This window comes from Bradyrhizobium sp. CB2312 (genome assembly GCF_029714425.1).
Lineage (GTDB): Bacteria > Pseudomonadota > Alphaproteobacteria > Rhizobiales > Xanthobacteraceae > Bradyrhizobium.
The window spans coordinates 7337759-7362077 of record NZ_CP121668.1 but is presented as its reverse complement, the minus strand read 5'-3'; the positions used below and the strand labels follow the sequence as shown (position 1 = coordinate 7362077).

At 64.1% G+C, this 24319-nt stretch carries 26 protein-coding genes; 9 read left to right on the top strand and 17 right to left on the bottom strand.

Translation table 11 applies throughout. From position 1 onward, the window contains the following. Positions 1–235 precede the first annotated feature (235 nt). On the top strand, positions 236–883 hold the full coding sequence (locus QA642_RS35725; protein WP_283081093.1) for a DUF6064 family protein: 648 nt from the start codon (positions 236–238) through the stop codon (positions 881–883). Between the two features lie 90 nt (positions 884–973). Here QA642_RS35725 and QA642_RS35720 read toward each other — a convergent pair whose 3' ends face one another. Next, the gene (locus QA642_RS35720) at positions 974–1861 is read right to left on the bottom strand and encodes an MBL fold metallo-hydrolase (RefSeq protein ID WP_283081092.1); all 888 of its coding nucleotides are present in this window, start codon (positions 1859–1861) and stop codon (positions 974–976) included. Positions 1862–1954: 93 nt separating this feature from the next. On the opposite strand from QA642_RS35720, the gene QA642_RS35715 reads away from it, so the two are divergent. The 3 genes from QA642_RS35715 to QA642_RS35705 are packed head-to-tail and all read left to right on the top strand — an operon-like array spanning position 1955 to position 3663. Further along, a complete protein-coding gene (locus QA642_RS35715) occupies positions 1955–2284 on the top strand; it encodes a metalloregulator ArsR/SmtB family transcription factor (RefSeq protein WP_283081091.1) in 330 nt (109 codons plus the stop codon). Positions 2285–2308: 24 nt separating this feature from the next. Continuing rightward, positions 2309–2857: a rhodanese family protein gene (locus tag QA642_RS35710; protein WP_283081090.1), complete on the top strand. Its 549-nt coding sequence runs from the start codon at positions 2309–2311 to the stop codon at positions 2855–2857. Between the two features lie 29 nt (positions 2858–2886). Further along, the gene (locus QA642_RS35705) at positions 2887–3663 is read left to right on the top strand and encodes a sulfite exporter TauE/SafE family protein (protein ID WP_283081089.1); all 777 of its coding nucleotides are present in this window, start codon (positions 2887–2889) and stop codon (positions 3661–3663) included. Positions 3664–3807: 144 nt separating this feature from the next. Here QA642_RS35705 and QA642_RS35700 read toward each other — a convergent pair whose 3' ends face one another. The 6 genes from QA642_RS35700 to QA642_RS35675 all read right to left on the bottom strand — a co-directional run bounded on the left by QA642_RS35700 (position 3808) and on the right by QA642_RS35675 (position 10636). Beyond that, positions 3808–4563, bottom strand: a complete 756-nt coding sequence (locus QA642_RS35700; protein ID WP_283081088.1) for a Tat pathway signal protein — start codon at positions 4561–4563, stop codon at positions 3808–3810. Positions 4564–5136: 573 nt separating this feature from the next. Continuing rightward, the gene (locus QA642_RS35695; protein WP_283081087.1) at positions 5137–5478 is read right to left on the bottom strand and encodes a c-type cytochrome; all 342 of its coding nucleotides are present in this window, start codon (positions 5476–5478) and stop codon (positions 5137–5139) included. Beyond that, positions 5478–6311 carry a universal stress protein gene (locus QA642_RS35690; protein ID WP_283081086.1) on the bottom strand — a complete coding sequence of 278 codons (834 nt, stop codon included), beginning with the start codon at positions 6309–6311 and terminating at the stop codon, positions 5478–5480. Before QA642_RS35690 ends, QA642_RS35695 begins: the two co-directional genes overlap by 1 nt. Positions 6312–6400: 89 nt before the next feature. Further along, on the bottom strand, positions 6401–8944 hold the full coding sequence (gene mgtA, locus QA642_RS35685; RefSeq protein ID WP_283081085.1) for a magnesium-translocating P-type ATPase: 2544 nt from the start codon (positions 8942–8944) through the stop codon (positions 6401–6403). 148 nt (positions 8945–9092) lie between these two features. Beyond that, positions 9093–10076, bottom strand: coding sequence for a zinc-dependent alcohol dehydrogenase family protein (locus QA642_RS35680; RefSeq protein WP_283081084.1), 984 nt, complete (start codon positions 10074–10076; stop codon positions 9093–9095). Between the two features lie 206 nt (positions 10077–10282). Then, the gene (locus QA642_RS35675) at positions 10283–10636 is read right to left on the bottom strand and encodes a carboxymuconolactone decarboxylase family protein (protein WP_283087046.1); all 354 of its coding nucleotides are present in this window, start codon (positions 10634–10636) and stop codon (positions 10283–10285) included. A gap of 300 nt (positions 10637–10936) precedes the next feature. Between QA642_RS35675 and QA642_RS35670 the strand changes: the two genes are divergently transcribed. Continuing rightward, positions 10937–11467 (top strand): cytochrome b/b6 domain-containing protein, encoded by a 531-nt coding sequence (locus QA642_RS35670; RefSeq protein WP_283087045.1) that lies wholly within the window; start codon positions 10937–10939, stop codon positions 11465–11467. 141 nt (positions 11468–11608) lie between these two features. On the opposite strand, the gene QA642_RS35665 is transcribed toward QA642_RS35670, so the two are convergent. The 5 genes from QA642_RS35665 to QA642_RS35645 form a co-directional block, all read right to left on the bottom strand. Further along, a complete protein-coding gene (locus QA642_RS35665; protein WP_283081083.1) occupies positions 11609–12580 on the bottom strand; it encodes an HlyD family efflux transporter periplasmic adaptor subunit in 972 nt (323 codons plus the stop codon). After that, positions 12567–14897 carry an ABC transporter permease gene (locus tag QA642_RS35660; protein WP_283081082.1) on the bottom strand — a complete coding sequence of 777 codons (2331 nt, stop codon included), beginning with the start codon at positions 14895–14897 and terminating at the stop codon, positions 12567–12569. The genes QA642_RS35665 and QA642_RS35660 overlap by 14 nt, the downstream gene beginning before the upstream one ends. Next, complete coding sequence (locus QA642_RS35655) at positions 14894–15970, bottom strand: efflux RND transporter periplasmic adaptor subunit (protein WP_283081081.1); 1077 nt, start codon at positions 15968–15970, stop codon at positions 14894–14896. The genes QA642_RS35660 and QA642_RS35655 overlap by 4 nt, the downstream gene beginning before the upstream one ends. A 108-nt stretch (positions 15971–16078) precedes the next feature. Next, positions 16079–16438: a hypothetical protein gene (locus tag QA642_RS35650; RefSeq protein ID WP_283081080.1), complete on the bottom strand. Its 360-nt coding sequence runs from the start codon at positions 16436–16438 to the stop codon at positions 16079–16081. A gap of 167 nt (positions 16439–16605) precedes the next feature. Beyond that, a complete protein-coding gene (locus tag QA642_RS35645) occupies positions 16606–17493 on the bottom strand; it encodes a hypothetical protein (protein ID WP_283081079.1) in 888 nt (295 codons plus the stop codon). A 173-nt stretch (positions 17494–17666) separates the two neighbouring features. Between QA642_RS35645 and QA642_RS35640 the strand changes: the two genes are divergently transcribed. After that, a complete protein-coding gene (locus QA642_RS35640; RefSeq protein ID WP_283081078.1) occupies positions 17667–18854 on the top strand; it encodes a CoA transferase in 1188 nt (395 codons plus the stop codon). A 30-nt stretch (positions 18855–18884) separates the two neighbouring features. Here QA642_RS35640 and QA642_RS35635 read toward each other — a convergent pair whose 3' ends face one another. After that, complete coding sequence (locus QA642_RS35635; protein ID WP_283081077.1) at positions 18885–19223, bottom strand: hypothetical protein; 339 nt, start codon at positions 19221–19223, stop codon at positions 18885–18887. A 115-nt stretch (positions 19224–19338) separates the two neighbouring features. Continuing rightward, entirely contained in the window at positions 19339–19791 is a 453-nt protein-coding gene (locus QA642_RS35630; RefSeq protein ID WP_283081076.1) for an Hsp20 family protein, read from the bottom strand. A gap of 341 nt (positions 19792–20132) precedes the next feature. Here QA642_RS35630 and QA642_RS35625 point away from each other — a divergent pair, with 341 nt between their 5' ends. Both QA642_RS35625 and QA642_RS35620 read left to right on the top strand, forming a co-directional pair. Beyond that, entirely contained in the window at positions 20133–20357 is a 225-nt protein-coding gene (locus QA642_RS35625; RefSeq protein WP_283087044.1) for a hypothetical protein, read from the top strand. After that, positions 20354–20533 (top strand): hypothetical protein, encoded by a 180-nt coding sequence (locus QA642_RS35620; protein ID WP_283081075.1) that lies wholly within the window; start codon positions 20354–20356, stop codon positions 20531–20533. The genes QA642_RS35625 and QA642_RS35620 overlap by 4 nt, the downstream gene beginning before the upstream one ends. 131 nt (positions 20534–20664) lie before the next feature. Here QA642_RS35620 and QA642_RS35615 read toward each other — a convergent pair whose 3' ends face one another. Then, positions 20665–21822 (bottom strand): caspase family protein, encoded by a 1158-nt coding sequence (locus QA642_RS35615; protein ID WP_283081074.1) that lies wholly within the window; start codon positions 21820–21822, stop codon positions 20665–20667. A gap of 63 nt (positions 21823–21885) precedes the next feature. After that, on the bottom strand, positions 21886–22611 hold the full coding sequence (locus tag QA642_RS35610) for a DUF72 domain-containing protein (RefSeq protein WP_283081073.1): 726 nt from the start codon (positions 22609–22611) through the stop codon (positions 21886–21888). A 126-nt stretch (positions 22612–22737) separates the two neighbouring features. Here QA642_RS35610 and QA642_RS35605 point away from each other — a divergent pair, with 126 nt between their 5' ends. Continuing rightward, complete coding sequence (locus tag QA642_RS35605) at positions 22738–22959, top strand: hypothetical protein (RefSeq protein ID WP_283081072.1); 222 nt, start codon at positions 22738–22740, stop codon at positions 22957–22959. Here QA642_RS35605 and QA642_RS35600 read toward each other — a convergent pair. Continuing rightward, positions 22956–24104, bottom strand: coding sequence for an amidohydrolase (locus QA642_RS35600; RefSeq protein WP_283081071.1), 1149 nt, complete (start codon positions 24102–24104; stop codon positions 22956–22958). The genes QA642_RS35605 and QA642_RS35600 overlap by 4 nt on opposite strands. Between the last annotated feature and the right edge of the window lie 215 nt (positions 24105–24319).

Here is a 24319-nt window from a genome sequence, read left to right as displayed (position 1 = left end):
CGCCGAGGAGCCCGATTTGCGACAGATCAACCCGTCGCCGGTCCTCAAGCATGGAGAGGTCGTGGGGCGCCGGCGATGCGGCCGCCTCAGTGAGATCGATGCGCTCGTAATGTCTCCGGGTACGCGGCAGGTCGAACGGGGGCTGGCGGGCTCCTCAACAGGTCCTCCGACTTGATCCGCGTCAAATGACAGGCATCGGAAGCAGCTAACGTTAAATCGCCAGCGGAACAGGATTATGTTGCCGTTTTCTGTCGAGCAATTTTTCGGGGTCTTCGCAAGCTACAACAGAGCGATTTGGCCGGCACAGATCGTTGCCTTGATGATAGGGGGCCTGGCGTTCGCACTGGTATTCCGCAGGTGCAAGCGGTCCGACGAGATCATCGCCGGTGTCCTTGCTGTGATGTGGGCGTGGACGGGGCTCATCTATCATTTGATATTTTTCGCGCCCATCAACAAGATGGCCTATGCATTCGGTGCATTGTTCGCAGTTCAGGCCATGGCGTTTGGATACGTTGGTGTCATACAGGGGCGAATGACTTTCGGCCGGAGCAACGGTCCGGTAGCATGGATTGGCATTGCATTCGTTCTCTATGCGGCAGCCATCTACTCGCTTCTTGGCGTGGCGACCGGTCATGACCTTGCGGAACTGCCTGCGTTCGGTGTAACGCCATGCCCCGTCACGATCTTCACGTTCGGGATGCTGCTGCTCGCAATCCGGCCGATTCCCCGCGTGCTGCTGATCATTCCTGTCCTCTGGTCGCTCATCGGCGGCAGCGCGGCAATCCTGCTGCACGTGCCGCAGGACTGGGGGCTGCTCGTGAGTGGAATCGTATCAGCCGCTTTGCTCGCTCGCCGCGACCAGAGGTTGGCGCCAGCCCCCTGACGATGAGCGGTAGCATTCTGTAATCTTGCTTCACTTTCGTCAGCTCTGGGTCCAGAAGACGACATCACTGACGATAGCGGCTGGCCTGCCTCAAACGCAGGTCTCCGCTCCTCCTTTCAGCGTCACGGGAATGGTGAGATAGCGTACTCCGTTGGCTTCGGCAGGCGGAAATTTGCCGGCGCGGATGTTGACCTGGATAGACGGCAGCAGCAGCCTGGGCGCCGAGAGCGTGGCATCTCGCGCCTGGCGCATGGCCACGAACTCAGCCTCCGTGACGCCCTCCTTGGCCTGGACATTCTTCTCGCGCTGTTCGTGCACCGTGGTCTCCCAGGCGTATGTGTCGCGGCCCGGCGCCTTGTAGTCGTGACACATGAATAGCCGTGTCTCGGGCGGCAGCGCCAGGAGGCGCTTGATCGACCGGTAGAGCTTGTGCGCGTCGCCGCCTGGGAAGTCGGCCCGCGCCGTGCCGTAGTCCGGCATGAACAGGGTATCGCCGACGAACAGGGCATCCTCGATCTTGTAAGAAACGTCGGCGGGCGTGTGCCCGGGCGTGAAGATCACCTCCACGTCGAGTTCGCCGACCTTGAAGCGCTCGTCGTCCCGGAAGAGGCGATCGAAGTCGCTGCCGTCCGTCTTCAGGTCGGTGGCATTGAAGATCGGCCGGAAGATGCGCTGCACGTCCTTGATGTGCTCGCCGATGCCGATTTGGGCACCTGTCTTCGCCTTGATGAAGGGGGCGCCCGAGAGATGGTCGGCATGGGCATGCGTCTCGAGCACCCATTCGATCGTGTAGCCCGCCTCTACGGCGCTCTTCAGCATGGACGCAACCGATCGCGTGTCCACCTCGCCCGAATTGTGGTCGTAGTCAAATACGGGGTCGATGATAGCGGCCTTCTTGGTCGCCGGATCGGCGACCAGATAGCTCACCGTGTTGGTCGGCTCGTCGAAGAACGCTCGGATGATGGGTTGTCCTGACATGGCTTGAATCTCCTGATGTCACCGGTTCGTTTGAACTTGACATATATATTAGTAAGTCCTAAATAAGAAATATCTAATATATGGAGTTGACCAATGGCCTCCCGGGCCTTCGATCTGGAGACATTCGAAAAGAAGGCCGTTGAGGTCGCCGGAATCCTGCGCGCGCTCGCCAACGAGCGTCGCCTGATGATCCTGTGCAACCTCGTCGAATGCGGCGAGAGCAACGTGAATGCCCTCGCGGAAGCCGTGGGGCTGTCGCAATCGGCGCTGTCGCAGCACCTCGCGAGGATGCGCGACGAGGGCCTCGTCACCTTTCGGCGCGAAAGCCAGACGCTCTGGTACCGGATCGCCGATCCGCGCATCGAGCAACTCTTTGCGACGCTGCACCAGCTCTATTGCAAGCCCGTCAAGGCGAAGAGCTGATTTAGGAGAGTAGAGGAGCTAATCATGTCACTACCCACAATCAAGCCGACCGAGGCACGCCGCCTTCTCGACAGTGGTGCCCTCCTGATCGACATCCGCGAAGCTGATGAGCACGCCCGCGCGAAAATTCCGGGCGCGCGGCACCTTCCCCTGTCGAAGCTCGACGAGGCCGACTTCGCCTTGCATCAGGGCAAGCCGGTCATCTTTCATTGCAAAAGCGGCGCCCGCACTCAGGCCAACGCGCCACGGCTCGCGACGAAGCTGAGCGAACCCTGCGAAGCCTTTATCGTCGAAGGCGGGCTCGACGCCTGGCGCAAGGCCGGCCTACCGGTCGTGAACGACCGGCGCCAACCGCTGGAGCTTCAGCGCCAAGTGCAGATCGGGGCCGGCAGTCTTGCTGTCGTGGGCACGCTGCTCGGGCTCTTCGTATCGCCGTGGTTCTTTGCTGTGCCGGCCTTCGTCGGTGCGGGGCTGTTCGCGGCTGGTGTCACGGGCTTTTGCGGCATGGCCCGGATTCTCATGCGCGCGCCTTGGAACCGCAGCGTCTACGCCCCGCCCACGCGGGCCACGTGACAGTGCCTTAAAATGAGGAGTTGCCCACTATGCTGTCGCTGACCCAAGGTGCGCTCGGTCTCGCCTCTGGCTCGTTGGTCGGCTTTTCGCTCGGGCTGGTCGGAGGAGGCGGTTCGATCTTGGCCGTGCCGCTTCTCGTCTATCTCGTCGGGGTGTCGGATCCGCACGTGGCGATCGGCACCAGTGCGATCGCAGTTGCGGCAAACGCTGCAGTGAACCTCGTCAACCACGCTCGGGCTGGCAATGTGAAGTGGCGTTGCGCCTCCGTGTTCGCGCTCGCAGGCATGGCCGGCGCCTTTCTCGGCTCTACCCTTGGCAAGGTCATCGAAGGACAGAAGTTGCTGGCGCTGTTCGCTATCGTCATGATGGCGGTGGGCGCGCTGATGCTGAAGGGCCGCGCCGGCGCGGGCGAGCCATCGGTCCGGCTCAACCGAGAGAACCTGCCGAAACTCTTCGCGCTGGGAGGTCTCACGGGAGCCTTGTCCGGCTTCTTCGGGATCGGCGGTGGCTTTCTAGTCGTACCGGCGCTGATTGCGGCCACCGGCATGCCTATCCTCTATGCGGTCGGTTCCTCCCTTGTGGCGGTGACAGCCTTCGGGCTGACGGCGGCCAACTACGCCCTGTCCGGTTTCGTGGATTGGTATCTCGCCGCGTTGTTTATCTCCGGCGGAGTTCTTGGCGGGATGCTCGGCGCCGGCTCGGCCAGCTCGCTCGCCGCGCGCAAAGGCGCATTGAACACCGTATTCGCGGCCCTGATATTTGCGGTGGCGATCTATATGCTGGTCCGCAATCTCGGCTTCACGTGATTGGGGATTTCGCAACAAGCGGTCGAAGGTCGCCTTGAGGACGACCACGACGGAGGTGATTTTTAGGCGCCGCGCCAATAGACCAAAGCGCCCGCACAAATGAGGGCAACCAGCATGAACCCAAGTGAAAGTTTCGCTCGGGCTTCAGGAGGCATCAATCACAGCGGTCACCGGCCGACGCAGCGAAGGTGGCAGTGATGCGCCGCGGCCAAATCGCACCATCAGGTCCGGGCGCCGGACGCCAAGCCCCAGATAGTCTGCAATCTGCGGACGCAGGGAAGACACCTCGACCGGCTGATTGAGAAGAGCATTCCGAATTCCGAGCTTCGTCGCTTGCAGCGCGAAACGCTGGTAGGCGCGTCCGGCAGCAACCCAGCCTGCCTTGTCGTTACGCGGACTGATGAAGACGGCAATGCCCGCGGACGAGCGGACATGCTCGGCATACTTGTCGTTCTCTCCCTTCTCGGTGAGCACGAACTTCAGGAGGCGACGCGCAAGCCAAGCCGGCAGCGCCGGATTGCCGGAGCTCCGCGCGGCGAGCCCGTCCAACCGCTCGATCGCCATGGAATCGTTGAAGCGGATCCAGGAAATGAGCTCTGCCATGAACGCGGGATCGCGCATCTGCATCGTGTTACCCTGAATGATGTAGTCGAGAATTGCCTCCATGCGCGATCGCTCGGTCACAATGAAACACTCGACGCCACATAGCGCGCCGGCGGTCTCGACCGTGCGCAGGTCCTCTGAGCTGACGGCACGGCCATCATACTTTGCGCGCGTGCATTGCCGCTGCGTGATCGCATCTGCGAGCGCGTGGTGCGACGGCGCAGTGCGGTCGAGAGCGATGGAAACCGAACCCGGATCGGCGGTGTCGACCGCAACATTGGCATTCAAGCCGAGCATGGGGGCAGCCTGCACGATGTTCTCAGCCGCGCAGTCAAGTGAAGCAAGAGGTGATGATCGTCGGGATCGACTGCGGGGCAACGACGGGCGAGATCCGGTCGGATGGTGATTTCGTTGTCGGAAAGGATGAACCGCCACGGCTGCGTGTTGTGGCTGTTCGCGGCCAGCGTCGCTGCGCGTACGAGCTCGCGAGCTCCGCGCGCCGGGTCGAGTGGACGCCACACAAGGTGCACGGCCTCCTCGTAGGTCGAGGGCTGCGAGGCGCGGGCCATCGGCATGCGGGCGGCGTACATGGCACCCGTTCCGAAAAGCAGGGATCGACGATTCATTCATGCCTCGCAGACAGTCAGCTCCGCGCAACAACAGCGGCGGGCTTTCCGATCGGCGCTCTGCGGGTCGACTTTCGATGAACCACGATGGCCGCAATCCGAAGGCCGGGAAGCACGCCGAAAAATCCAAAGACCGCGCGAGTTGATTGTTCTAGTAGTCGAAAGGGATGCATCTGAAGGCTAGGACGGAGCGACTCAACTTTCTAGGTCAATCAGAGCCTTGTGGAGGCAGCGCCACGAGCCCTCATTGCTCTAACGTCTTCAGGAACGCCATGAAATCGCCGACCTGGTCCGCATCGAAACGAAATTCCGGCATTGTCGGATGCCCAGTGACGATGCCTTCGGCCAGGGCCTCTTGCAGCATCTCGATCGGGTATCGTTCGTGTAACGTCCTGAGCGGGGGAGCGATCTTGAGCGGGCTGGGGCTGACCTTGTCCGTCGAGTGGCACTTTGCACAATACTGCAGCGCAAGACGTCGGCCTTGTTCGACGCTTGAAGCCGCAGTTGGGTTTGAGGAGAGAAGCAAACTCGCAGCAAATATGGTGCCTGCGATGGCACGTACGGTTCTCGTCACGTCGCGCTCCATCAGTGCGACATCAGGACGGGAACGGTCATGCTGCGGAACATCTCCCGCGTGACGCCGCCGAACACCGTTTCCTGAAGTCGAGAATGGCCGTAACCGCCCATGACCAGTAGGTCGAGGCTTTCATCCGCGGCAATCGACAGGATGCTCGCCTGCAGATTGCCACGGTCGGACTGAAGCGAAACGGTCTTCGCCGGCAAGCCCTTCCGCGCGAGGTGTGTCAGGAGGCGGTCGGGCGATGCGTCGGACGGTACCTCGGATGCATTGAGGGTTATGGTTGTTAGGGCGTCTGCGTTGGTGATGAAAGGCATTGCATCCCGCAAGGCGCGGGCGGCAAGGCGGCTGCCGTCCCAGCAGATGCCGACGCGCGCCGCCTTGAAGTCGCCGCGGAAAGTATAGGGGATGAATAGCACCGGCCCGCCCGCCTGCAAGAGGAGCTCCTGTGGAAGCCGGTTGTCGAACGTCTCGATATCCGGGTCGCCTTGTGACACGATCGTGAGATCATAAAGGCGCGCCGTCGCCCCGACTTTTGAAACGGTCTCGGCGATAGCCCCGCTCAGTGCGCATTTTCCGTAGTTGATTCGAGCGTTCTTCGCCTCGACTTCAAAAATGCGAAGTGCTGCATCGGCACGTTCCAGCGCACGTTCATACTCGAATTGCAGCGATGATGCGATGGCTGCGCCGCCTTCCGCAACAAAGGGCACATTCGTCGACGCATATCCCGTGGCAATAGCATCCAAGTGCGCGCCGGTCTTGATCGCCATGGAAACGGACGCATCGATGGCGGGTCGCGGTGACCGCTCCGTTGGAATGTGCACCAGCAGGTCTCTGAACATGCGTACCTCCCGCTCCGATCTGAGCTTCAGAACAGCACATGTCGTCATCGAGAGATTTGACGCACGTCAAAGCGGCAGACACCCGGGCGTTACGGACCCGAAACCGCTAGGCGCTTGGCAATCTCCGCAGAGAAGAGATAAGCAGCCGCGATAGCGATGATCGTCGCCAGCAGTGCCGCGGAAGGTGGGGTAAAGCCGAACAGTCCTCCCCATGGCCCGAGCGCAAGGGCCACGCCGGCAGCAAGAGCGCCCAGAGACGTTGCGATCAGGACAATATGGGGGTGGTTTGCGCGCCAGGGCATCCGGCGAGATCTGATTACGAAAATCACCAGGATCTGCGTCGATATTGATTCCACGAACCACCCGGTCTGGAACTGCGCCGCATTCGCTTCAAATAGCTTCAGAAGGACGGCGAAGGTAATCACGTCAAACACGGAAGAAACAATTCCCATGATGATCGTGAAACGAAGGATGCTTGCCATGTTCCAGGCTTCCGGTTGCGCAAGGTCTTCGCGGTCGACTTCATCGAAAGGGATGCCGATTTCGGAGAGGTCGTAGATCAGGTTGTTCAGCAGGATCTGCAGCGGGAGCAACGGCAGGAACGGAAGAACGATCGAGGCCAGGGCCATCGAGAGCATGTTGCCGAAGTTCGAGCTCGTTCCCATTCGGACATACTTCAGGATGTTAGCAAAAGTTCTGCGGCCTTCGCGCACGCCGGCCGCGAGGACTGAAAGATCGGGGGCCAGCAGGATCATGTCGGCGGCCGCGCGGGCGACTTCGGTTGCGCCCGTGACGGATATGCCGACATGGGCTGCATGGATGGCCGGGGCATCGTTGACGCCGTCCCCCATGAAGCCGACCACGTGCTTGCGATTCCGGAGTGCAGCAATGATCCGTCGTTTCTGATCAGGATCGATGCGGGCAAACAGATCGATGTTATCGACACGGGCCGTGAGCGCGGCGTCGCTGAGCTCCGAGATCTCGGCCCCGGTCATGATACGGTCCGACTGAAGACCTACCGATCGCGCGACATGCGAGACCACTGCGCCGTGGTCACCCGAGAGAATCTTTACTGTTATGCCGAGCGAGGTAAGGGCTTCAATGGCCGAGGCTGCATCCTGCTTCGGAGGATCAGCGAAGACACAGTACCCAATCATGGTCAGACCCGCCTCGTCGCCGACCGCAATCGTCTGCTGCTCAGGCGGAACAGACCTGACGGCGACGGCAAGAAGCCGAAGACCGTCGCGGGCATATTGATCCTGGATGTCCCTCATTTTTTGCTGCCAGGCGGCGTCGAGCGGATGGGCCAGACCATCGATGTCCACGGCGACGCAGCGGGCCAGGATGGATTCCGGAGCGCCTTTTGCGATCAAGATGCGTTCGTCGTTCCGTGCCGCCAGCACCGACAGGCACCTTCGCTCGAAGTCGAACGGCACTTCCGAGATCCGAACCCAGCCATCTGTGGCGCCGTTCCGCGCGGAGAGTATGGCATCGTCGAGGGGACTTCTGACGCCGGCCTGGAAGATGCTGTTGAGGTACGCGAGGCTCAGAACGCGATCGCTGGGTCGCCCCTTCGGATCGACATGCGCTTCGAGCGTGATCTTGGCTTCCGTCAGCGTGCCAGTCTTGTCCACGCAAAGCGTGTCCATGGCACCCAGATCATGGATTGCGGACAGACGTTTGACGATAACCTTTCGGTCCGCCATGCGCAGCGCGCCGCGGGCGAGCGTCACCGTCATCACCATGGGCAGCAGCTCAGGCGTCAGGCCGACGGCGAGTGCGACCGCGAACAGGAAGGACTCCAGTGCGGCGCGTTGCGCGACGAGATGAGCCAACAACACGAAGAGGGTCAGAAAGAGCGTAAGCCGAAGGATCAGGAGTCCAAGCTTGTGCACACCCTGTTCGAGAGCCGTTGGCGGAGCATTGGCCGCGAGTGCCGAAGCGATCGCGCCAAACCGGGTCTGGCCTCCGGTTTTCACCACCAACATCCTGCCGCTTCCGCCGACGGTACTGGTTCCGGCGAACAGCGCATTCGTCGCCTCCGCCGGCGATGCCGCGGAGCAGGGAGCGTCCGTCTTGAAAGCCGGAAACGGCTCACCCGTCATCAAAGCCTCATTGACCTGCAATTCCTGGGCATCAAGGACGATGCCATCGGCAGGTATGAGGTCGCCGACACGGAGCTTCACGATGTCTCCGGGGACAAGCTCCGTCACCGGTACCGTAACGTCCTTGCCATCGCGGACGGCGTCAGCCCGAATGGCCACCGATTCGCGCAGCGCCTCGGCAGTCAGCTCCGCGCGATGTTCCTGAACGATGTCCAGCGTGATGGACAGAGACAGCACGGCCGCGATAATCACGAAACTGCCAACGTCGCCGCTTAATCCGGATACGAGGGCGGCCACCAGGAGCATTGCAATCAAGGGGTTCCAAACGCGTTGCCCGAGCTTGCGCAGGACCGATCGGCTTTGAGAGGCGACAGCGTGGTTTGCTCCGAAGATCACGAGGCGCCGATCCGCTTCGACCTGTGATAGGCCGTTGGGGCCAGAGCCGAGCGCGCGGTAGAGGGCGTCTTTTGGTGTTCGCCAGAAGTCGGCAGCGGCCAATGCCTTGGCCGCGCTAGGCTGCTCGATCATCGAAGGGCTCGCCGGCCTGTTGGTCTCTTGACCAGCAAGGTAAGAGGCAGCTCGATCTTTGGGTTGATGCAGCTCAATTCGGTCTCGGACAAGTTGGTTTGGTTGCACGGGCCAAAGGAGCTCACCATGTCGCCTCCAGACGCTGCGGTCAGGGACGCAACACGGCTGCGCCAATGAGCTTGCCGTCCCTCAGACGGGAGAGCGCTTCATTGGCCTCGACGAGCGGAAATACCGTCGTGTGTGTCTGGATATTGGCCTTTGCGGCGGCGGCGAGAAAATCGATGCCGTCCTTTCGCGTGAGGTTCGCAACCGATACGATCTGCCGCTCGCCCCAAAGAATACGATAGGGGAACGATGGGATGTCGGACATGTGAATGCCGGCGCACACAACGCGTCCGCCCTTGCGCACCGAGCGCAGGGCAAGCGGCACCAATGCTCCGACCGGCGCGTATATGATGGCGGCATCGAGTTCGGTCGGCGGAATGTCCCCTGAAGCGCCGGCCCAGTCAGCGCCGAGCGCAAGCGCAAGTTGCTGTGCTTCCTTGTCGCCGTCACGGGTGAAGGCGTAGACTTTCCGCCCCTGTGAGTGGGCCACCTGCGCGACGATATGGCCCGCCGCGCCAAAGCCAAAAATGCCAAGCGTCTTGCCGTCGCCGGCCATCACCAGGGATCGCCAGCCGATCAGGCCGGCGCAAAGCAGCGGTGCAAGAGCTGCGTCCTCGCCGTGCTCGCCGAGCGGAAAGCAATATCGGACATTGGCGATAAGGTGGCTGGCAAAGCCGCCGTCGCGCGTGTAGCCGGTGAATTCGGGACGATCGCAGAGATTTTCCTTGTCGGTGCGGCAATAAGAGCACTCGCCACACGTGAAGCCGAGCCATGGAACACCTACGCGAATGCCCAACTCCAACTCATCGACGCCTGCGCCGAGTGCATCGATGCGGCCCACGACTTCATGCCCCGGGATGATTGGATAGGAGATATCGGGCAGCTCGCCATCCACCACGTGCAGGTCAGTCCGGCACACGCCGCACGCGCTGACCTTGACGCGAACCTCGCCGGGGCCGGGGACCGGGTCGGGTCGTTGCTGGAATGTCAACGGCGCGCCGCGCGCGGAAAGCACCATCGCGTACATGGTACGGCTCGTAATGCGTCGTCCGGTCTTGTCTCGCCGGAGCTGAAGTCAGTGTGCGCCGTTCGCTACGCGGGCGCAACATGCGACTTCCCGCAGGGTGTGAGAAGGGCCTTGACGTGGCTCAATCGTTGAGCCGGCCCGCGCGCATCGCAAGCCGCACCGGCTCCGCCAGGCTGTTCGGCCAGGAGGGAGCCGCAAATACAAAGTCATGATGCGGGCTGCGCCGCGAATTGTTCGTAAGCGGCGATTGCATCGGCAGCGTACATCAGGGATGGCCCGCCGCCCATGTAGACGGCCATGCCGAGCGCCTCTTCGATCTCCTGGCGCGTCGCCCCGAGCTTGACGAGCGCTTCGATGTGGAAGCCAATGCAGCCGTCGCAATGCGCAGCGACGCCGAGCGCGAGCGCAATCAGTTCCTTGGTCTTTTTGTCGAGCGCGCCGTCCCGCGTGGCAGCCTGCGCGAGCACGGCAAATCCTTTCATCGTATCGGGGATGTCGTTGCGCAGCTTGCGCAGGTTTGCGGAGATTTGCCGGGTGATGTCCGGATAGTTTTTGTCCATGGCTTGCCCTCTGCGCATCTGCAACGTACTGGATCGCGAAAGGTTGGTCGTAGCCGACATCGCGGGACCGGCCCTATTTTGCACCTCGGCGCGAAAGCATGCATTGAGCCTGATCAAGGCCAGGCGCGAGACAGATGATATATTGCGGTTCCGCGGGAAGTGCGGGTGGTTTGCGAAACGCTCAACGCGCATTCCGGGTTGGTCTATCTGCTGCTCGGAACCGGCCATTGCGAAGGGTTCATCAGGCCCGTGGCCAACGCGTCGGCCGCACCGTTCAATCTTGAACCGAGAAAAGAATCGATGCTGCCTCAACTGAACTATGGGACCACCGCGAAGGTCCTTCATTGGACCATCGTCGCCCTTCTGCTCATCCAATATCCCGTCGGTTGGCTGATGCCGGATATCCATCGTGGCATGCAGCCCGGCGTGGGTATGACCCTGCACGTTTCGATCGGATTGGTCTTGCTGATCCTTATCGTGCTGCGTTTGGCGTGGCGCCTCACTCATCCAGTCGCGCCCGAGAGCTCGTTGCCAGGGTGGCAGAAGGTGACTTCCGAGGTCCTGCACTGGATGCTGTACTTGATGGTGCTGCTGACGACTGTCACCGGTTGGCTGTTCGCTTCATTCCGTGGCTGGTCGATCTCCTTCTTCTACTTGTTTCCGTTTCCGATGCTCTTCTCCAACAATCCGGCAGCAGGCAAAGCGATCGATGGTCTGCACCAGGCTACTGAGTGGTTTCTTTTGATTTTGGTCGGTGCACACGTAGCCGCCGCCCTTGTTCATCTGATGTATTATCGAGATCGCGTCATGGCGCGCATGTTGTCCCGCTGAGCGGACAGTACCGCGCCGGAGAAATAGGCCGTCAGGCCAAGGAAAGTATTGCAGAGACGGAGCGAGGAGGAGATGCAGGGCGACGCCTATCGCGCGGGTCTCGCATCGTGAGGCTCTGGCAGGGGACGCAAGCGCGTGCCGTCAACGCGCGATCCAGACCGTCATGCCTGGTTCGAGGTCCGCCGTCTCGCGCGCGGGATCGAGGCGCAGGCGCAGCGTGTTGCGGTCGTGATCGCCGATGACCCGTTCGGCCTGCCAGGTGGCGAACACGCCCAGCGGCCGCAGCTCGGTCACGACCGCCGTCGTCGCGGCGTTGCTCCCGGTCCGCGCCACGTTCACCGTGCTCCCCATTGCGACCCGGCCGAGATGATCTTCGCGCACGTTGAATGAGAGCCATTGCCGGCCCGCGGCCGCGACCATCAGGATCGGCTGGCCGGCGCGGACGTTCTCGCCGACCTCCGCGGCGATGACGCTGACCGTGCCGTCGGCGGGAGCGCGCAGCACCATCTTGTCGAGACGGCGTTCGAGCACGGTGACGGCCGCGGCGGCGGCCTGCACCTGCGTATCGGCAATGGCGCGCTCCTCGCGTGTCGGACCAGCCACCGCCGCATCGTAATTGGCCTGGGCCTCCGCGACGTCGGCGCGCGCGGCCGCGACGTCGTTCTGGGCCTGGTCGAGCGCCTGCTGCGTTTCGAAGCTCTGCCGCGCGAGCGTGCTGGTGCGGGTGAGCTGGGCCTCCACATAGTCGAGGCGGGCGCGCGCCTTGGCGATGGCGGCCTTCAGGGATTCGACCTGTTCGCGGCGCACGCCGGCATAGACGTTGTTGCGGTTGGCGACGGCGGAGGCGAGCGCGGCACGCGCCTGGTCCGCCTGCGCCGTCAGCTCCACCGCCGACAGCCGCGCCACCACGTCGCCCGCCTTCACATGGGCGCCTTTCTCGACCGCGATCGCGGCGAGCTGACCGCTCACCTCCGGCTCCACCCTGACCTCGGTCGCGCGCACGATGCCGACGATGGCCGCGGGAAGTTCGGAGTGACGCGTGGCATAGATCAGTGCGGCCGCGACGAGGGCGAGCGGAATTGCGAGGAAGGCGGCAGCTCTAAGGTTGCGCATGTCGCTGTCCTCTCCTGAAGGCAAATGCCGAGATCACCGCGAGCAAGAAATAGCCGATCGCCAGGCTCCACAGCACGCGCCAGTCATGCGCGACCTCCCAGATGCTGGCGCCCATCTGATTGATGCGCACGAGGCCGTCGATCGCCGAGTCCGCCGGGAAAATCCGTCCGAACGCGAGCGCCACGTCCGGAATCGCTTCGCGCGGCCAGGCAAAGCCGGCCATGAAGAACTGCGGCAGGCTGGTCGCCAGCAGCAGGATCGTCGGATTCTCCGGCCGCGTGAACCAGGCGCCGACCGCCTGTCCCATGAAGCTCGTCGCCAGCAGGAAGACGGTTCCGAGCGCGAGGATCTGCGGGAGATGGCCGAGCGTCGAAAAACCGTAGATGCGCGGCAGCACGACGACATAGAGCGCGAGCGCGGGAAGATAGACGGTCAGATGGGCGATGCCGCGACCGAGCACGCCGGCAAAGGCTCCGCCTCCGGCCGCGAGCGCCGTGCCGGTCAGCATCGCCGCGCCGATCAAGAGGGTCTGCTGCAGAATCAGGATGAACGCTGCCGGAACAATGTAGCTCGCATAGCCGCCCACCGGGTTGAAGATCGGCTGCAGCAGGACGTCGGCCGGGCTCGAACTCGCAAGCTTCGCCTTGACGAGGCTGCCATCGGCGCGCGCGCCGCGCGAGACGAGCTCGGACGTCAGCGCGCCGACGGCGGTGGCGATCCCGCTCGCGCTCGTTCGGAAGATGAACAGATAGGTCGCATCGGCGTAGACCGGGATGTGCGCGGTGATGCCCTTGAGCACGTCGCGCTCGGTGTTGGGCGGAATCTCGACGGCGGCGAAGGCCTGTCCGCGATCGATCGCGCTGCGCGCTTCGGCAAGCGTCCGGGCGCGAACCGTGACGCTCAATGCGCCGCTCGCATCCAGCGTCTCGACGATCCGGCGGCTGAGATCGCTGAGATCATTGTCGACGACGGCGATCGGAAGCTTGCGAAGGATCTGGTTCAGATAGGGTTGCGGATAATAGATGCCGTAGACGAGAGGCGCGAGAAACAGCAGGCTGAAGGCGCTCCGCGTGCCCAGCACCCGCCGCCACTCCGCAATGAAGGCGCCGCCGACGCCGCGCGGCGCCTCGCTGGCCTCGGCGGGCTCGGCCGGCCGCGCGGCTGCAAACCAGCCTCGGCGCGTGAGGCTCGCCATGCGCAGCAGCGCAAGGCCGGCAAAGAGCAGCGCCAGGCCCGCCAGCGCCGCGAAGGGAATCGCGGAATCGGCGACCGGCAATCCGCGTGCCGCTTGCCCGAGCAGAACGGCCATGTACCAGCGCAGCGGCAGGATCGCGCTCCAGACTTGCGCAAAGCTATTCATGGCGATGGTGGGAAAGCCGACGCCGGCATAGCCGAATGCGGGGGAGGCGATGAGACCCGCAAGCCCGAGGCCGGTGGCGAGATCGCCGACCAGAAGCTGGAGCAGGGCGCCGATTGACAGATAGGCGATGATCAGCAGCGAGGCCGCGGCGATCATCAACGGCAGGTCGCCCCTGAACGGAATATCCAGCACGCCCTCCAGGAACAGCGGCTCGGCCAGCATCACCAGGAAGAAGATGCAGAACAGCGGCGCGAGCTTGCCGGCCAGCGCGACGAGCGGATCGCCGCCGGCGCTTGCGAGCCAGGTTCGCGCGTCCCTGCGGCGGAATTCGGAGCCGACGGAATAGCCGGCGGCCAGCGTGATCACCACATGGATGATGGTCGGCAGCAGCGCGCGCAGTAGAAACTGCGCATAGTTCTTCTGCGGATTGACCAGCGCCATGGTCTCCGCCTTGAGCGTTCCCAAAGACGATGGCGCGGGCGCCGCGCGGCTGGCTGGCGCGGCCACGGCCGCCGCGGCGGAGAGCGAGTCGCTGAGTCCCGAGGAGGCGATGCCGGAAGGCGTCAAGAACTGCTGGTTGTAGAATCCGACGACCTGCGGGCGGCGCGCCGCCTTCAGGTCGCGCTCGAAATCCGGCGGGATAAAGACCGCCGAGATCGACTTGCCCGAGCGGATGTCCTCGACGGCCGTGGACAGCGTGCCGGATCGGTCTACGATCCTCAGGCTCGGCGACGCCGCGACATACTCCACGAGGGCGCGCGAAGCATCCGACTTGTCCTCGTCGACGACCGTGACCCCGAGGCCGCGAATGACCGGATGGCTGAAGACGGTGGTCAGCACCACGAATGCGAACAGCGGCACGCCGAAGATCAGCAGCAGCGCAACCCGGTCATGAAACAGCCAGCGGCATTCGCGCCGCGCGACCAGCCAGAACCCGGGCTTTGTGGCAAACGTCATTGCCGCGACCGCCAGTCGAGATAGGCGCTCATCCCGGGCCGCAGCTCAGGCACCGGCTTCACGGGATAGGCGCGGATCGAGAACGTGCGCAGGTCGAAATCGCCCGAGGCGCGCGTGGCGCGCCAGCTGGCATATTCGCCCTTGGTCGCGATCAGCTTGACCTCGACGGTGACGCTGCGGTCGTCGAGCGCGGGAATGCGGACGTCGAAACGATCGCCGACCTTGAGGCTCTTGACCAGATCCTCGCGCAGGTCGAAGTGAACCCAGACATCGCCGAGGTCGATCAGCGTGACCAGCGGCACGCCCGGCGACACATATTCGCCCGGCTCGACATTGCGCTGGTAGATCTGGGAGGCGACCGGCGCGTAGACCACGAGCTGATCGATGATCGACTGGACGCTCTGGATGTCGGCATCGGCCTTCTCGACATTGGCCTTCGCGATCGCCCGTTCTTCCTTGGTGTAGCCGTTGACGGCCTGCTCATAGGCCGATTTGGCCTGATCGACCGCGCGCTCGCTTTCGTGCAGGGCGTCGGTGACCTGGTCGAGGCGGGCCTGCGGCGCGTTGCCCTGCTCGGTCAGGGTCCGCGTGCGGTCGAATGTCTTCTGCGCCAGCACCACGGCCGCTTGCGCGCGCTCCATCTCGGCCTTGCGCGCGGTGATGGTTTCGACGCGCGTTCCGACCATGATGTTGGCGAGCTGGGCGTCGGCGACGGCCTTGGCCGCCTTCATCTGGTCGTGCTTCGCGATCGTCTCCGGATTGTCGATCCGCACCAGCACCGCCTGCGCAGCAACGTTCTGGCCGCGCTGGACGGGGATTTCCTTGACCCGGCCGTCGACGCGCGCCGCGATGTCCAGCCGGGTCGCATCGACCTCGCCCTGGACCAGCAGCGGCTCCGGCCGCAGCAGATAGAAGATCGACAGCCCGGCGACGACGGCTGCCACGATGGCGACGATGATGGCAGGCGTGCGCGTCGTGCTGCGCGGGCCCGGCTTGTGATCGTCGCCTGGCGCGTCAGGCTTGGCTTGAATGTCCTTGGCCTGACTGTCCTTGTCGGAGGTCGGCGTGTCCATGAACGGATCCCCTTGGCGCTCGACCGGGATAGCGGCTTTCCATGTCGTGCTTAGAAAGTCTCGTCCGCCGCGCTGTGCTGCTCCGAATCCTCTCGGCAGGGCCGACGATCAGTTTCGCCGTGCAGTCCAATATCCGGAGCAACGCGCGGTCCCGGAATAACCGCTCCACCGTCCCTGGCCGGCGTTACCCGAAAGCCGGCCGCTGCCTGAGGCAAATTTGTCCTGAACGGCGACCGAGGCGCGAACCGCCCCGGATCTTGCGACGTAGCCCCTGAACCGGACCAGGTTCGGATGCGTCACGATCCCGTCGGTGATGTTGACGGAGAAACTGTAGCTCGCATCGCATTCACCGCGCTGGGTTACGAAGACGAGATCCCAGGCGCCGTCATAAGCCGAGCGAGCCTCAGCTCCGGAGCTGGAGGCGGCGAGACAGACCGCCGCCGCGGCCCAATAGACGCACTTCTTCATCGCGATGTCTCCGGGCTGTGGCTGTCCGGCACGGCGGCCACGAGCCTATGCTGCATTTGCGCTGCGACAAGATAGCAGCTCTTTCGATCGTTCAAAGAGCACGGCCCGCGAGCGTCGTGCTTTTTCCAAATGCGTCTCGAAATCATCGAGGCCAGCCGGCACGCCCTCTACCCCTCGTATTGATCCAGTCCCATCGCCCATGACGTCTGATCGTGTCCGTAGGCATAATTGCGGTTGTTCACCGCCGGGTTGCGGTTGACCATCGGGCGCATGAACATCGGGTGGGTCGCCGAGCGCACCTCGTGCTCGACCGTGAACAGGTGCTTGCCGCTGTCGAGGTCGACGATGTCGCAGAACCGGTACTGGTACTGGTTGTCCTCGCGCGAAATCAGGTCGCGCGCCAGCAGCTTGCGGTAGGGGCCGGAGAAGTCGGTGATGTACATCTGCACATGGTGGCCGTCATAGCCGCCCTGCGGCCGGTCGGTCTCGCGAAACAGCAGATGCTGGTCACGGCCGGTCTGCACGGCGGCAACAGTGCCGTCGCCGTTCCGCAAGCTGGCGGGCATGCCCATGATCTCGGGATAGAACGCGCAGATCGCCTTCGCGGTGCCCACGGGCACGTCGAACTCGACATAGGGAATGCCGAGCGCGACGCGGCCGAAGCGCGCCGCATCCGGCTCGTAGCAGCGCATTCGATTGCCCCACGGACAGATCGCCTCGATGTGATCATTGTGCTCGGTGAACGCGAACGCGGTGCCTTCGAGCTTCTTCGCAACCGATGCCAGGCGCGTCAGCAGCGCCTCGCGGCCCTCGATCACCAGCCCGGTATGGCCGCGCAGGACCTGCGCCTTGCCGCTTGGCAGATGAAACTGGCTGCGTCCGGCATTGATCCACATGTTGGTGTCGGACACCATCAGATAGGGATCGCGGGTGAGCCCGAGCCCGGTGACGTAGAACAGCGTGGCGAGGCGCTGGTCGGGGACCTGGATGTTGACGTGCTCGAAATGGATCGCGTTGCCGAGATCTTCTGCGGATCGGTCGAATTGTTGCGGCATGGCCGGGCGCTTCTCGCTTCGGGGGACGGGCAGCTCATTCTAGAGCAGAATTTCCGCCAGCCGAAACGGGTCGCCGATCACATCTTCGGCGTAAGGCAGCATGCCCGTCGCCGCCTTGCCGTGGCAGCCAGTCCCTGTAAGCTGCGAGAACATAAAGATAAGGGAAGGGATCGATGGGAGGAGTTTTGGCGGGCGTGCGCGTCCTCGATTTCGGGCGCTATATCGCAGGGCCCTACTGCGCGACCTTGCTGGCCGAATTCGGCGCCGAGGTCATCCGCGTGGAGAAGCGCGACGGCAGCGAGGATCGCTTCGTCGCGCCGGTCGGCGAAAACGGCGAGGGCGCGCTGTTCCTCCAGGTCAACCGCAACAAGAAGTGCATCACGCTCGATCCGATGAAGGCTGAAGGGCAGGAGGTGATGCGCCGGCTGATTGCGACCGCGGACGTCGTCGTCGCCAATCTGCCGCCGCAGACGCTGCGCGCGATGAAGCTCGATTACGATTCGCTCAAGGCGATCAAGCCCGACATCATCCTGACCACGGCGACCGCGTTCGGCGGGCCGGGGCCGTGGTCCGATCGGGTCGGCTTCGACGGTGTCGGGCAGGTCATGTCGGGCTCGGTCTATATGACTGGCGCGGGCGATCCGCCTTATCGCGCCGCGGTGAACTGGGTCGATTTCGGCACCGCATTGCATTGCGCCTTTGGCACGCTTGCCGCGCTGATCGAGCGCGGCAAGTCCGGACGCGGGCAAATCGTCGAGGGGGCGCTGCTCGCAACCGCCTTGTCCTTCACCAATGCCACGCTGATCGAGCAGGCCGTCATCAACGTCAACCGCGTGCCATCAGGCAATCTCGGCCAGACCGCCGCGCCCGCCGACATCTACCGCGCCAAGGACGGCTGGGTGCTGTGCCAGGTCACCGGCCAGCCGCTGTTCAAGCGCTGGGCGAGGCTAATGGGCGAGGAGGAGCTTTGGCTGAACGATCCGCGCTTTGCCGACGACATCAGCCGCGGCAATAACGGGCCTGTCATCAGCGAGCGGATGGCGCGCTGGTGCGCGATGCGCACCACGCAGGAGGCGATCGACGCGTTGGGTGAGGCGATGATCCCGACCGGGCCGGTGCTGAGCCCGCAACAGGCGCTGGATCATCCGCACATCCGCGCCGCGGGCTTCCTGCAGGACGTCGATTATCCGGGTCTGCCGAAACAGGCCCCGGTCGCCCGCGCCGCGGTCCGCCTGTCGGAAACACCAGGCGCAATCGCGAGCCGTCCGCCGACGCTCGGCGAGCATACCGATCTCGTTTTGGCCGAGCTCGGCTATGACAAGGCTGCGATCGCAGCGCTCCGGCAAGGCGGGATCATCTAGCCGAAACCAATCACGGATCTTGCTGAACGATCACGGATAAGGCTCTGTCGCGGCGGCCCAAGTCCGCTTCCAGGGCCGCCGCAGCCGCATCGGGACGCCGCCACCGGGCGGCGGGTCGTCGTCGTCATCGAGCTTGCGCAGTGCGGCGAGAATGTCCGCAAGCCGGACCGGATGATCCATGCCGGGAAGCTCGCGCAGTGCAGGTTGGGATTCGACGGCGTACATGTCCGAGGCCCAGGACGACAATATGATCCGCTTCTCCGGTGTTGAGAGCTTGCGGTCGTCGAGAACGGCGTCCGGAGATGAATAATGTGCGGCAGGATGAAACAGCGGGTCGAGACCGCCGGCAGTCGTATTGGCATTAGTCATCGGTCGTCTCCCTCTACACCCCTTTCGAAGGGAATGGTTGTCCAGTCGGCGGATGGCGATGAGGTCGCAATCCGCCGATGCGGTTGCTGGCAAGGCGCGAACGCGCTCGGCGCGTCTAGGCCGCCTTCTTCTCGATCTGCGGTGACAGGGCGCCTGCGATCGGGATGCGCCGCGGCTTCATGGCCTCCGGAATCTCGCGCAGCAGATCGATGATCAACAGTCCGTCCTGGAAGGCGGCCTGCTTGACCTGGACGTAGTCGGCGAGGTTGAAGACACGGCGGAAGGGGCGCGCCGCAATACCCTGATAGAGATATTCGCGCGAGGCGCCGTCGGGCTTTCTGCCCTCTATCGCGAGCGCGTTCTGCTCGGCGGTCACGGTGATGTCGTTGACGCCGAAGCCCGCCACGGCAAGCGTGATCCGGTATTGGTCTTCGCCGGAGCGCTCGATGTTGTAGGGGGGATAGTTGTCCTCGCCCGCCTGGCGAAGCGTGCTGTCGACGAGGTCGGCCAGATGGTCGAAGCCGATGGTGGAGCGCCACAGGGGCGCGAAGTCAAAGGTGGTCCTCATAACCAAGTCCTCCAAAGAGCAAGATGGATACGAAGGAGCGCAAGACAGGGAATCGGAACGGGTCCGAAGACCCCGGGCCCGGCGCCCGCGCCGGACCCGATCGGGCATCCGGCACACCGCTCTCGCGGCGAAAAACGACTTAGGGCGGAGTGAAGTCGTTGCAAGAGGTTGACGAAAATTTTTTTGAAGGCGCGGCCGGCCGGTCGTTCCGGCGAGCAGGGAGCGGCAAGGGTGCGTCTTGACAGCGTGAGAAGCGCGAATATTTTTTCCCGCCGGAAGGCTGCTCTTCCAGCACCCGACAACCGAAAAGGATTGTGAAAGACCGTCAGGAGCCGACGATGATGCTCGATGAAGATCTGGCCCGCATTCGCGCGCACCGAAACAACGTCTCCCGCTATCGACGCCTGCTGAAGACGCGGCTGTCGGACCTTGAGCGCCAGTTCATCGAACGGCGGCTCTCGGAGGAACAGACGGCCCTCGCGGCGCTCGCCTCCAACGCGTTCCCTGTCGAACTCACCTGGCCGAAGGGCGCCACCGTGTCTGAGAACGCGGGGGGCGCGCCATGACGGACGTCCGAACCCTGCTGATCCGCGGCAGCGAGAAGGTCATAGGGCATTATCGCCTGCTGTTGGCCGGCGCGAAAACCGAGACGGAGCGCGAGCTCTACCGGCGCCGGATCGCGCGGGAGGAGAAGCTGATCAGCGAGCTCCACGGCGGCTGGCAGCAGGACGTTGCCGCCTGATCGGTCCAGCCGTGTCTGAAGCACCATGGGAGATACGCTCCCTCTCCCGCTTGCGGGAGAGGGTTGGGGAGAGGGTGTCTCCGCAAACGAGGACCCCCTGCTGTGGCGCGTCATCCTAATCTCATCGCGCTTTAGTCGGCGCTGCGCTTCCAGGCGCCGGTGCCGAGCTTGCCCGTGATCACCGCCAGCGCATCGCGGATCTCGTAGGCGCCGCCGTCACTGTAGCCTGACAGGCCCCTGCTTGCGTGCAGGGTCCAGCGGCCGTTCGCGGCGGTGATCGTGCCTTCATGCGAACGCGCCGAGCGCTGCGGCTCGGCGTGGAATCTGTAGGTGCCGTCGCCCATGATCTGCCAGATCCAGCGCGACTGCCCGCGGCTGCTCGGCACCATGATCTCCCAGGTGCCGACCAGCGCGGGGTCGATCGTTGGCGATGCCGGCGTGGGTGGTGGAGCAGGGGAGACGGCGGCCGGAAGTGGGCTCGGCGGCGCCGCGCCTTCGGCGCCGGCGGGCGGCCGGCCGGCGAGGTAGATCGCCTTGCGCGACAGCGAGCCGTAGACGAACGGCTGCTGCTCGTTGCGGGTCGCCTCCATGACGTCGTCGCGGACGTTGCGGAACATGAATGTCACCTCGACGCCGGGCACCTCGATGTTGCGCAGGAGTGCCGCGGCAAACGGGCTGTTGCGCGCATCGCCGTCGAGCGCCGTGGTACCGTCGCGTGCGGCATAGGCGACGAGAACGTTACCGACGGGCTCGATGCGGCCGAGCCCGCTCGTGGTGGCCGCACGCGTGGCGATCGATCTACTCATCTTGGCGGCAAACGGATTGTTGCGGCAGGCGTCGAGGATGACGAGACCAAGGCTCGTGGTGCTCGACACCTGCAACATCACGCTTTGCAGGTTGACGGCTTCGTTCGCCGCGTCCGTATCCCGCTTCAGCTCTGCGTCAACAGGGATCAGCCAGTTCTCGCCATTGATCTCCATGCCATGGCCGGCGAAATAAACCGCCGCCATGTCGGCGCCGGCGGCGTCGCGTCCCAACGCGATCAGGCCGCGGCGCATGGCATCGAAACTGGCGTTTGTGGCGAGGGAGACAGCGAAGCCAAGTCGCTTCAGCGCCGCGGCGATGTCGCTCGCATCGTTCGGCGGATTGGGCAGCGCGGGCACGTTCCTGTACGCGCCGTTGCCGATGACAAGCGCGACCCGCCGGCCTTCCGCGCCTTCAGCCAAAGGCGCCACGCCCGCAAACGCGGCTGCGGCCGTCAACCTTGAGACGAATTCGCGCCGGTTCATCCGGATCTCGCTGGCTCGAACCAGCCTTGATCCTAGCGCAACGGAGCCGGGGGAGCCACGGGCTTACCCTAGCAATTGTTTCAACGCCTTGGCATCGGCGGGCGCCGCGCTCTTCTGGTCGTTGTCGAAATAGACGTAGACGTCGCAGTCCTGCCGCTTCCACGACTTGATGCGGCGGGCCCATTGCGCCAGCGCGGCCTTGCTGTAGTGCCCGTGATAGCGCCCGCCCGGCCCGTGTCCGCGCACATAGACGAAATCCGCCGTGCGCCTCCACGGCGCCGGCGCATCATGATGGTCGGACAGACACAGCGAGATGTTTTCGTCAGCGAGCATCCGCAGGATGCGCGGTTGGTACCAGCTCGGATGGCGGAATTCGAAGCTGTAGCGCCGCTTCCTGGACAGCAGCTTGAAGAAGGACGCAAGCCGGTCGGCATTCGCCTCGAATTGCGGCGGCAGCTGGAACAGGATCGGCCCGACCTTGCCGCCGAGCCGCGAGATGCGGTCCTCCAGCAGCTCGAGGCTGTTCACCGAGCGATCGGACAGGCGCTTCCAGTGCGTGATGAATTTGGACGCCTTCCAGGCGAAGACGAAATCGCGCCCGGTCTGCGCGCGCCAGGCCTCGACGGCTTCGGGCGTCGGCGTGCGGTAGAACACGCCGTTCAGCTCCGTCGTCTCGAATTGCCCGGCATAGTAGCGAAGCTGATCCTTCAGCCTCACGCCTTCAGGAAAGAACGGACCGCGCCAGGAGGCGTAGTGCCAGCCGGAGGTTCCGATCAGAACGCGCGCCATTCACGTGACTTCCTTTGCCATCGCCGGACGCGGCTCGCTCCATGGCGGAAGCCGCGCCTGCCGGAAGGAACGTCCGTGCTATCGATACGTTTCTCGTGAGCTTGGTCAACGGGAGGGCCGGAACTGATGTATGCGCTGTTCGAAGGCAACAAGCAGATCGGCGATCCCTTTCCTTCCGAGAAGGAGGTATGGGAAGCCGCCCTGATCGAGGGATTGGTGACCGACGTGCCGGTCGCGGACGAGGAAGGCGGCCGGCTTCTGCCCGAGGGATATCACGTCGCGCGGGTGGAGCAGGCCGAGGTCTGCGAGCCCCGGCCGGAGTGGAAGCTGCCGCGCGAGATCAGCTAGTTCGACGCCAGCGCCGTCTTGGCGACCTCGGCCATCCAGGTCGACGCTACCGGCAGGATCGCGTCGTTGAAATCGTAGCGCGGCCCGTGTAGCTCGGCGCCGTCGCGCAAGGGCCCGTTGCCGATCCAGACGAACGCGCCGGGCCGCTTTTGCAGGTAGTAGGCGAAGTCCTCGCCGGCCATGCTGGGCGCGAGGTCGCGGCGTACGGGCGCCTGCGCCTTGTCGGCGGCGATGCGGGCAAGGTCCGCCTCCGCCGGCGTGTTGATCACGACGCCGACACCCATGACGATCTCGGGCGTCACCTTGACGCCGAAGCTCGTCGCAATCCCGGCGCAGGTGCGCTCGATGCCGTCGAGGATGGTGTCCTTCACGCCGTCGCGGTGATAGCGCAGCGTGCCGCGGATGGTGACGCGGCCGGCGATCTGGTTCGGCGCGGTGCCGCCCTCGATGGTGCAGAGCGAGAGGACGGCAGTGTCGAGCGGATCCACGCTGCGCGACACGATGGTCTGCAGCGCCACGATGAGATGGCCCGCCGCCATCACCGGATCGCGCGTCAGATGCGGCATGCCGGCGTGGCCGGCATGGCCGTCGATGGTGATGGTGATGCGCCCGCCGGAGGCCATGACGACCCCGTCATGGACCGCGATGGTGCCGGCCTCCAAGCCCGGCCAGTTGTGGAAGCCGAACACCCGGTCCATCGGAAAGCGCTCGAACAGCCCGGCCGCGACCATCGCGCGCGAGCCGCCAAAGCCTTCCTCGGCCGGCTGGAAGATGAAATCGACCGTGCCGCTCCAACTGGTGTCGGCAGCGAGCAGCGCCGCCGCGCCGAGCAGCGAGGCGGTGTGTCCGTCATGACCGCAGGCATGCATCACGCCCGGGGTGGTCGAGGTGTAGGCAAGGCCGGTATCCTCGGTGATCGGCAGCGCATCCATGTCGGCCCGCAGGCCGACGCGGCCCTGCGCAGACCCGCGCCTCAAGGTCGCGACGACGCCGTGGCCGCCGATGCCGGCTTTGAAGGGAATGCCGAGCTCGGTCAGCTTCTCCTGCACGAAGGCGGCAGTCGCCTTCTCCTGGAGCGACAGCTCGGGATGCGCATGCAGATGCCGGCGCCATTCGGTCAGTTTCTTGTGCAGGTCGGGGGTCAAGGCGGGAGACTTTCAGATGGTGTCGGCTGTTGCCACCATAGCCGATTATCTGCCTCCCACATCAAGCCCCTTGGAATGCCTCGCGTGCAGCAATGAACTCCGTGCCTGCTGGGTAGACCAACCGCGCCGCGCGCTCCGCTTCACCTCTCCCGCTTGCGGGAGAAGCCGGGAGAGGGCTCGATCGTCATTGGGGATCTCACTGCGGAGACACCCTC

What these genes read in the sequence shown, in the direction of transcription:
- QA642_RS35725 (WP_283081093.1), top strand. Translation starts at nt 236, where the DNA reads ATGTTGCCGTTTTCTGTCGAGCAATTTTTCGGGGTCTTCGCAAGCTAC.
- QA642_RS35720 (WP_283081092.1), bottom strand. Translation starts at nt 1,861, where the DNA reads ATGTCAGGACAACCCATCATCCGAGCGTTCTTCGACGAGCCGACCAAC.
- QA642_RS35715 (WP_283081091.1), top strand. Translation starts at nt 1,955, where the DNA reads ATGGCCTCCCGGGCCTTCGATCTGGAGACATTCGAAAAGAAGGCCGTT.
- QA642_RS35710 (WP_283081090.1), top strand. Translation starts at nt 2,309, where the DNA reads ATGTCACTACCCACAATCAAGCCGACCGAGGCACGCCGCCTTCTCGAC.
- QA642_RS35705 (WP_283081089.1), top strand. Translation starts at nt 2,887, where the DNA reads ATGCTGTCGCTGACCCAAGGTGCGCTCGGTCTCGCCTCTGGCTCGTTG.
- QA642_RS35700 (WP_283081088.1), bottom strand. Translation starts at nt 4,563, where the DNA reads ATGCTCGGCTTGAATGCCAATGTTGCGGTCGACACCGCCGATCCGGGT.
- QA642_RS35695 (WP_283081087.1), bottom strand. Translation starts at nt 5,478, where the DNA reads ATGGAGCGCGACGTGACGAGAACCGTACGTGCCATCGCAGGCACCATA.
- QA642_RS35690 (WP_283081086.1), bottom strand. Translation starts at nt 6,311, where the DNA reads ATGTTCAGAGACCTGCTGGTGCACATTCCAACGGAGCGGTCACCGCGA.
- mgtA (WP_283081085.1), bottom strand. Translation starts at nt 8,944, where the DNA reads ATGATCGAGCAGCCTAGCGCGGCCAAGGCATTGGCCGCTGCCGACTTC.
- QA642_RS35680 (WP_283081084.1), bottom strand. Translation starts at nt 10,076, where the DNA reads ATGTACGCGATGGTGCTTTCCGCGCGCGGCGCGCCGTTGACATTCCAG.
- QA642_RS35675 (WP_283087046.1), bottom strand. Translation starts at nt 10,636, where the DNA reads ATGGACAAAAACTATCCGGACATCACCCGGCAAATCTCCGCAAACCTG.
- QA642_RS35670 (WP_283087045.1), top strand. Translation starts at nt 10,937, where the DNA reads ATGCTGCCTCAACTGAACTATGGGACCACCGCGAAGGTCCTTCATTGG.
- QA642_RS35665 (WP_283081083.1), bottom strand. Translation starts at nt 12,580, where the DNA reads ATGCGCAACCTTAGAGCTGCCGCCTTCCTCGCAATTCCGCTCGCCCTC.
- QA642_RS35660 (WP_283081082.1), bottom strand. Translation starts at nt 14,897, where the DNA reads ATGACGTTTGCCACAAAGCCCGGGTTCTGGCTGGTCGCGCGGCGCGAA.
- QA642_RS35655 (WP_283081081.1), bottom strand. Translation starts at nt 15,970, where the DNA reads ATGGACACGCCGACCTCCGACAAGGACAGTCAGGCCAAGGACATTCAA.
- QA642_RS35650 (WP_283081080.1), bottom strand. Translation starts at nt 16,438, where the DNA reads ATGAAGAAGTGCGTCTATTGGGCCGCGGCGGCGGTCTGTCTCGCCGCC.
- QA642_RS35645 (WP_283081079.1), bottom strand. Translation starts at nt 17,493, where the DNA reads ATGCCGCAACAATTCGACCGATCCGCAGAAGATCTCGGCAACGCGATC.
- QA642_RS35640 (WP_283081078.1), top strand. Translation starts at nt 17,667, where the DNA reads ATGGGAGGAGTTTTGGCGGGCGTGCGCGTCCTCGATTTCGGGCGCTAT.
- QA642_RS35635 (WP_283081077.1), bottom strand. Translation starts at nt 19,223, where the DNA reads ATGACTAATGCCAATACGACTGCCGGCGGTCTCGACCCGCTGTTTCAT.
- QA642_RS35630 (WP_283081076.1), bottom strand. Translation starts at nt 19,791, where the DNA reads ATGAGGACCACCTTTGACTTCGCGCCCCTGTGGCGCTCCACCATCGGC.
- QA642_RS35625 (WP_283087044.1), top strand. Translation starts at nt 20,133, where the DNA reads ATGCTCGATGAAGATCTGGCCCGCATTCGCGCGCACCGAAACAACGTC.
- QA642_RS35620 (WP_283081075.1), top strand. Translation starts at nt 20,354, where the DNA reads ATGACGGACGTCCGAACCCTGCTGATCCGCGGCAGCGAGAAGGTCATA.
- QA642_RS35615 (WP_283081074.1), bottom strand. Translation starts at nt 21,822, where the DNA reads ATGAACCGGCGCGAATTCGTCTCAAGGTTGACGGCCGCAGCCGCGTTT.
- QA642_RS35610 (WP_283081073.1), bottom strand. Translation starts at nt 22,611, where the DNA reads ATGGCGCGCGTTCTGATCGGAACCTCCGGCTGGCACTACGCCTCCTGG.
- QA642_RS35605 (WP_283081072.1), top strand. Translation starts at nt 22,738, where the DNA reads ATGTATGCGCTGTTCGAAGGCAACAAGCAGATCGGCGATCCCTTTCCT.